This window comes from Tunicatimonas sp. (assembly GCF_049647865.1).
GTDB lineage: Bacteria > Bacteroidota > Bacteroidia > Cytophagales > Cyclobacteriaceae > Tunicatimonas.
Genome location: NZ_JBARYM010000526.1, coordinates 1 through 7,158, shown reverse-complemented (window position 1 = coordinate 7,158; position 7,158 = coordinate 1). Strand labels below are relative to the sequence as shown.

Annotated in this window: 7 protein-coding genes; 5 read left to right on the top strand and 2 right to left on the bottom strand. The window is 44.7% G+C overall.

What is annotated here, in order from left to right; all coding sequences use genetic code 11:
- The coding region (locus WBA23_RS15585; protein ID WP_424583210.1) for a gliding motility lipoprotein GldB at positions 1-699 on the top strand (699 nt) is incomplete at its 5' end.
- Here WBA23_RS15585 and WBA23_RS15580 read toward each other — a convergent pair.
- Positions 674-1,894: a glycosyltransferase family 4 protein gene (locus WBA23_RS15580; RefSeq protein WP_424583209.1), complete on the bottom strand. Its 1,221-nt coding sequence runs from the start codon at positions 1,892-1,894 to the stop codon at positions 674-676. The genes WBA23_RS15585 and WBA23_RS15580 overlap by 26 nt on opposite strands.
- 168 nt (positions 1,895-2,062) lie before the next feature.
- A complete protein-coding gene (gene asnB / locus WBA23_RS15575) occupies positions 2,063-3,940 on the bottom strand; it encodes an asparagine synthase (glutamine-hydrolyzing) (protein ID WP_424583208.1) in 1,878 nt (625 codons plus the stop codon).
- 78 nt (positions 3,941-4,018) lie between these two features.
- On the opposite strand from asnB, the gene WBA23_RS15570 reads away from it, so the two are divergent.
- From WBA23_RS15570 to WBA23_RS15555, 4 genes are all read left to right on the top strand, one after another.
- The gene (locus WBA23_RS15570; protein ID WP_424583207.1) at positions 4,019-4,171 is read left to right on the top strand and encodes a hypothetical protein; all 153 of its coding nucleotides are present in this window, start codon (positions 4,019-4,021) and stop codon (positions 4,169-4,171) included.
- The gene (locus WBA23_RS15565; RefSeq protein ID WP_424583206.1) at positions 4,172-4,516 is read left to right on the top strand and encodes a GNAT family N-acetyltransferase; all 345 of its coding nucleotides are present in this window, start codon (positions 4,172-4,174) and stop codon (positions 4,514-4,516) included. It begins immediately after the preceding gene.
- Between the two features lie 122 nt (positions 4,517-4,638).
- Complete coding sequence (locus WBA23_RS15560; RefSeq protein WP_424583205.1) at positions 4,639-5,838, top strand: pyridoxal phosphate-dependent aminotransferase; 1,200 nt, start codon at positions 4,639-4,641, stop codon at positions 5,836-5,838.
- A gap of 118 nt (positions 5,839-5,956) precedes the next feature.
- On the top strand, positions 5,957-7,158 hold a 1,202-nt coding region (locus tag WBA23_RS15555), incomplete at its 3' end, for an NADH-quinone oxidoreductase subunit L (protein WP_424583204.1).

The window sequence follows — 7,158 nt, the reverse complement described above, 5'->3', positions numbered from 1 at the left end:
CAAACGAAGGCTGTATTTTCTAATATCGAGAGTTTAGAAACTGATTTTGAGCAAGCCTTCCGGTACATAAAATATTACTACCCTAGTTTTCAGCCACCTAAGATCTACACCACCTTCACCGGACTGGGCAGCATGGGCAGTGATCTGTTGGTGAGTGATAGTTTGATTGTCATCAGTTTAGATTTTTTCTTAGGCGATGAAGCGCGGTTTCGTCCTCAAATACACGATTACATGCTCACTCGCTATCGCCCTGAGTACATCGTTCCCAGTAGCATGATGATTCTTTCTGATAAATTCAATAATACGAACCGAGAAGATAATAGCCTGTTGGCTGAGATGATTTACTACGGTAAGAGCTACTATTTTATGCAGCAGGTGATGCCCTGCCTACCCGATACGCTTATTGCGGGCTACGATGAACCAGGAATGAATATTATAACGGAGAATACGCAAATGATCTGGTCGCACCTGATCGATAACGAGCTACTGTACGAAACCAGCCATACCGTGATACCCCGTTATGTAGGAGAACGACCTAGTGTAGTAGAAATTAATGCGAAAATTCCGGGGCGAGTGGGACGTTGGCTGGGGTGGCAGATTATTCAGAACTACAGTGAGAAAGCAGATAAAAATCTTACGCAAGTAATGGGAGAAGGTGATGCGCGCCAGATTTTTATACAAGCGAAGTATAGGCCGTAGCTTTCACCGGCTGGCTGGCAGGCTCTAATATATTACGCAAAGTCTCGACTTGTTTTTCCCTGCTAAACTCTCGCTCAGCTAAGTCCCGCGCATTATTTTGGCATACTTCTAGTAAAGTCCGATCAGTAACAAAAGGGGCTAATTGCGATACCAACTTATCAGGATGTTGAGGCGATGCATAAATACCGCAGTGGTTGTTTTCTATCAGCTGGGCAATCCAGCCGGAAGTGTTAGTGATACACATTTTTCCGGCAGCTAACGCATCAAAAAACTTATTAGGGCTACCTGACTGCAAAATTGGGTGGTTAGCAAACGAAATATACACCGCATCGGTAATATTAAGTACCGACAGTAAACCGTACTTATTCTGATGATCGACAAACGTAACATTACTAATATTTCGCTCTTCGACACTCTTCTTAATGTACGGTAACTCGCTACCTTGTCCAACTATGAGAAATTGTACCTCTAATAATCCTTTTCGCTGACAAGCCTCCGCTGCATCAAGCAGATACGCTAGCTGGTTTACCCTACCAATCGCCCCAAAGTAGGTGACCACAAACTTATTTTCTACCCCGAACTGCACCTCGTGGTATATATTGCGTTCCGACTTGCGGAAGAACTGGCAGTCGGCCATGTTAGGAATGAGGTGGATCGGCTTATGAGGAACGATGCGTCGGATATGACGCTCAATATCGGGTGATAAAGCTACTAAAGCCTGGGCCTGCTGATAGATGCGCTTTTCCCAAAGGCGAAGGTATTGTTGAAGCCAGCGATTCCGAAAAAGCCCCATCTGAATGGGCGCCTCAGGCCACAAATCCCGAACCTCGAATAAAAAAGGAATACGGTACCGTCGGCGATAGTACCCAGCAATTAACCCTACCGTAAGTGGAGTAGACGTGGCGTAGACTCGATCTACGTTTTTAAATAAAGATGCTTTCCGACAGGCATACCAAGCGAACCAAAGAAAGGCCTGGATGCGCTTTCGGGCAGAGAAGCTCTGAGTGTAGGGAACCGGAAGGTAATGTACGAAAATACCATCTACCAGCATCTTCTTATAAACAAGTTCATTATGAGAAGTAAGCACTGTCACTTTGTGTCCAGCATCAACCAGTCCCTTAGCCAAATAGTATGATCGTATGGCACCTCCCTCTTCGGGAGTTTTAAAGTACTGGTGGATGTAGAGAACGTGCATATGCTGGAAGGAAAAATTAAAAACGTAAAATACAAGGATTTCTATTAGTTGCCTAATGAGGCTTTGCTCTTGCTACGTCAAACAGGTAAGTTTTGACGCGTCATTACGTAGGCATTCAATTAACGAAGTGTAATCTTCTTTGTTGAATAAATTATCTATGAAATTTTTCTAAAAATTCTGGTTGCTCAGCCAAGCTGATAAGAGCATTACCGACCACAATTCCGCGCTATGATCTTGGTAACCCCTTTGGTGTGCTGTAAGTAGCCGGTCTACTTTATTAAAAGATATAAATTCGTATATGGGTAGTTGATGGTCTTCCAAATGCTGGCGAATAATGGTTGATCTTTTTTCTTTCAACCAATGACCAAACGGAAGCCCGAATCCTTCTTTCGCGCGGCGAGTGAATGGCTTTCCACCGTACTGGTCTAATAGATTTCGTAGAATCCACTTTCGTCCGTGCTTTAAGCGAAAAACTGCTGGAAGTGACTGTACATAATGAGCCAGGGGTGCATCTAAATAGGGAACTCGCAGTTCCAGGCTGTGCGCCATGCTGCTAGTGTCGCTCATCTGAAGCACGTCTTCTATTAGGTAATGTTGCTGGTCGTGCTGAAGAGCGAAAGATAAATGCTCTTCTATAAAATCTTTTTCAGGGCGAAAGTGGTATTCCGAAATTGATGAAGGGCAATCCTTTAGTCCAGACAATGTAACAAACTGAAGAAAAGTAGTGGGGGGATCATCTGACAGCGACTGAGCAAACTTTTTAAACAAACGAAATGGTTTACGCAACAGATTACTATAGCCCGTAGGTAGTACCGATGACAGCGTTTTACTAGGCTTAGCGAGCCATTTGAAGAGGGAATAGTGCTTGAGATACTGATAGTACGCCTGATGACGATTATACCCGCCGAATAACTCATCGGCTCCCGCTCCGGAGAGCACTACTTTCACATATTGCTGGGCTTCCTGGGAAAGTAAATACGTCATCATAGCTCCACTGTCCCCAATTGGCTGATCCAGTTGCTGAACAAATTTCTCAAAATGCTCTTCAAAAAGTGATAGCGTCAGTGGTACTTCTCGGTGGTAGCTGCCGAACTGCTGGGCTGCTTGCTGAGCGTAGCGATAATCTTCGGTACCAAAGTGCTTCTCCTGAGCATCATTCACAATAGAAAAAGTGGGAACCGGTGGAACGCCAACTTCCTTCATGAGTGCCAGTAGCAGGGTAGAATCTACTCCTCCACTTAGGAATAATCCGCTGAATACATCGGCTGTTAGGTGACGAAGTACTGAATCTTTCAACAAATCTTCTACTCTATTCTGCACTTCTGCTTCGTCGCGTGTTACATTATTTGCCTCTTTAGAATTTGTGGTAAACGCATGCTGCTGGATAGTTGACGAGGGTACAAAAGTTAGATGAGTTCCTTCCGGTAAAGCGCAGATTCCTTGGTATAACGTGTGGCCCTTCTGTGGGTAGCGAAAACAAAAATAATGATCGATTTGCGAGGTGTCTAACTGAGTGGATATTAGGCCGGAGGCAAAGATACTTTGAGAAGAAGAAGAAGCTATAAAAAAATGTTCGTTCTCCGCATAGTACAATGGCTTTATGCCAAACGGATCACGCGCCAGTAGTATTTTCTCTTTTTTTCGGTCGTAAAGTGCTAGCGCAAACATTCCTTCCAATTGAGCTAAAGCGGCTTCCCCCTGCCATACTAGCATCTTAAGCACCACTTCCGTATCTGATTGAGTAGTGAATGTCTCTCCTCGGGTCAGAAGCTGATTACGTAGTTCAGAATAGTTGTACAGTGCGCCATTGTACAATAAGGCGTAGCGGTCGTCGGCTGAAATCATTGGCTGATTAGCCCGATCGTCCAAATCAGTAATCTTTAGCCGCTGACTACCTAGAAATATTTGTTGTTGGTGCCCTGACCAGTGTAAAGTCTGAGTAGCATCTGGTCCCCGGTAGGCGCTAACTTTCATCATTCGGTGTAGTACTGCTTGAACCGGATGAGAGGTATTTTTTTTAGCGATGATAAAGTGGATGCCACACATAGTCGACTACAAGCTTACGAAATGCATTGAACTATCCCTTGAGTTGGGCTACTTTTAGTGAGAATAAAAGATTGACCTATGGCAGAATTAGCTACTAACTACAAAATGCAAGTTGCCCAAACGGAAGAAGATTTCCGGCATGCTGCTCGTCTATTTCGCGAATATGCCGATTGGCTGAAAGTAGATTTATGCTACCAAAATTTTGACCAAGAGTTGGCATCTCTTCCTTAGATGTACGGCGGACAATATGGAAAACTATTATTAGCCAGAGTAGAAAATGCCGTGGTTGGCTGTGTAGGAGTGCGTCAGTTTAGCGATTCGGTGGGTGAGATGAAGCAACTCTACGTTCCGGCTGAGTTTCAGGGCAAGGGCATCGGGAGAGCACTGGCGGAGCAAATTATTCAGGAAGCCAAAAAATTAGGCTATACTGAGATAGTGCTTGATACTTTAGAGCAAATGAAGTCAGCGCGGAAGCTTTACTATGCCTTAGGTTTTTGGGAAATATCATCGTATTACGATAACCCCTTACCCGGTGTAATCTACCTTAAATTGAGCATAGCTAATAACAAACTATAAGTAGTTTATTATAAACTCAGAATTTTATTTTGCAATAAACTTGTTTTGCATACTAAAACTATCATATCTTTACGATAGCATCCGATAATTATTCTAAATAGTACTTACTACCTGCCACCACTATGCAAACCGCAATGAACCGCCGAAATTGGTTAAAATCTAGTGCTCTCTTAGCCGGAGGGTTAGGGTTAAGTAGTACTTTGCCAACCAACTTTGCCCAAGCTTCCAATCAGGTTGCCGCCCGCTTGTATGCTCCTTACGATGACGAAGTCGCTTTATTAGCGAAAATGCCTAAGTTGAAAGCCCGTATTTCATCCAACGAAAATCCATTTGGGCCCAGCAAGAAGGCGAAAGAAGCACTGATGGGCGAAATTGATACCAGTTTTCGCTACGGGCGAGAAAGCAAAACGATGTTTGCCGAGCTACTAGCGGAGCACTTTGAGCTAACCGAGGTGGAAGAAACTCGCTGGGGAAAACGACCTACCCAAATAATGCTGGGGGCCGGTTCTACCGAATTACTGCTGGCGGCTTCGCTGGCGTACGGTCAGAAAGGCGGAAAAATTCTATCGGCTGATCCGACCTATATGTCACTCATCCGCCGGTCTCAAGCACTAGGCGCCGAATGGGATACGGTGCCATTGACGAAAGATTACGTGCACGACCTTGATCGATTGGCGGATTCAGTGTCCGACGATCACAGCTTAGTATATATTTGCAATCCGAATAACCCGACTGCAACAGTATGCGACCCGGATGAACTACGCGCTTTTTGCAAGGAAGTTTCTAAAAAGAAACCAGTATTCGTGGACGAAGCCTACATTGACTACACCTCTGATCCTAAGAAATACTCGATGGCTGATTTGGTAGCCGATGGGTACAATGTCATTATCGCTCGTACCTTTTCTAAGTTACACGCTTTTGCTGGATTGCGCATTGGTTATACCCTGGCGCAGCCAGATGCAATTGCTACGATGAGCTTATATAGCAACAGCGCAGGTAATATTTCCAGTCCATCGGCAGCGGCAGCGATCGCTTCTTTTCAGGATACCGAATATCACGCCTACGCCAAGAAAATGAACCAGAAATCAAAAGGGTTCTTGCTAAAAACCTTGGCGGATGCAGGTTATGAGCATATTCCTTCTACCACGAATTTTGTATTATTTCCGCTGCGGACCAACAGTGAGCAATTCCGGCAAGATATGCTGAAGCGGGGGGTTAGTGTGCGTTCGTGGAGCTTCGACAACAAAGAATGGTGCCGGGTTAGTATTGGCACTATGCAAGACATGGAATACTTTGCTGAAGCCTTTAACGAGTTAGTCTAGAGAATATATTTCTTCATATCAGTCTACCTACTGACTTAGAAACCCTAGAAGCAATTGCATTTAGGGTTTTTTTTTTGGTTTTACGCCCGTAGTTTTGGCGTTAGCAAACCAACCCCCTTTGGATTACACCGCCTTATACCAACCCATCCCCTTAAACAACGGCACTTTATTAGCTCTGTTAGTGCTGGCTATTCCTTTGCTCAATTTTATCTGGCTTATTTTCTTATCACAAAAAAAAGGCGAATTGTTAGGCTGGGTTGCTTCCGGCTTTATGCTAGGATCAATGTTAGCCACGGGTTTTATCTTCTATTGGGTTTGGTGGGGGGAGCCACTGCATAGTCGTACTATCTGGTTTGAGATTCCGGTAGCTGCTTTTTCTTATCCGTTTACTATAGGAATCCATATTGATCGGGTAGCGGCCCTGATGCTAGTAGTAGTCACGCTGATTTCCTGGCTGGTTCATGTATTCTCCATCCGCTACATGGAGCACGACGAGAAGTACACTCGCTACTTTGCACTACTAGGTTTGTTCACCTTTTCTATGCTAGGCATTGTAGTAATGGATAATTTGCTACTCATCTTTTTCTTCTGGGAATTAGTGGGAGTATCTTCTTACGCGCTCATCGGTTTTTGGCACCGTCGCCCGGCAGCTATACAAGCCAGCACCAAAGCCTTTCTAATGAACCGAGTGGGTGATGTGGGTTTTATTATCAGTTTGTTAGTGCTATGGTCACAATTTGGAACGCTAGACCTGCAGATTCTGGAGCAACTTATGCAGCAATCCGTTTTTACGGATGAGGGCGTTTGGCTCAGCTATTTTCGGGTAAATAATTTATTGATCGAGAATGCCGCTCCTATCGGCTGGCTCACGGTAGCTGGATTAGGCCTAATGCTGGGTGCTATTGGAAAGTCAGCCCAATTTCCCCTGTTCACTTGGTTACCCGATGCTATGGAAGGGCCGACGCCGGTTTCAGCATTGCTGCACGCTGCTACTATGGTAGCTGCCGGAGTTTATCTACTGTTGCGGGTATTTGTTTTATTAGATACAACTACACTAACCACTATTGCCATTATTGGCAGTAGCACCGCCCTCATTGCCGCTATTTCGGCGCTAATGCAACATAATATTAAGAAAGTGCTGGCCTACTCAACAGTATCTCAATTAGGTTATATGATGATAGGAGTAGGAACTGGTGCCTATCAGGCCGCTTTTTTTCATTTAGTTGCCCACGCTAGTTTTAAAGCGGGGTTGTTTCTATCGGCCGGGGCCATTGTTCACAGTATGACTCATCTAGGGGAAAGCACTTCGCAAGCAGCTAA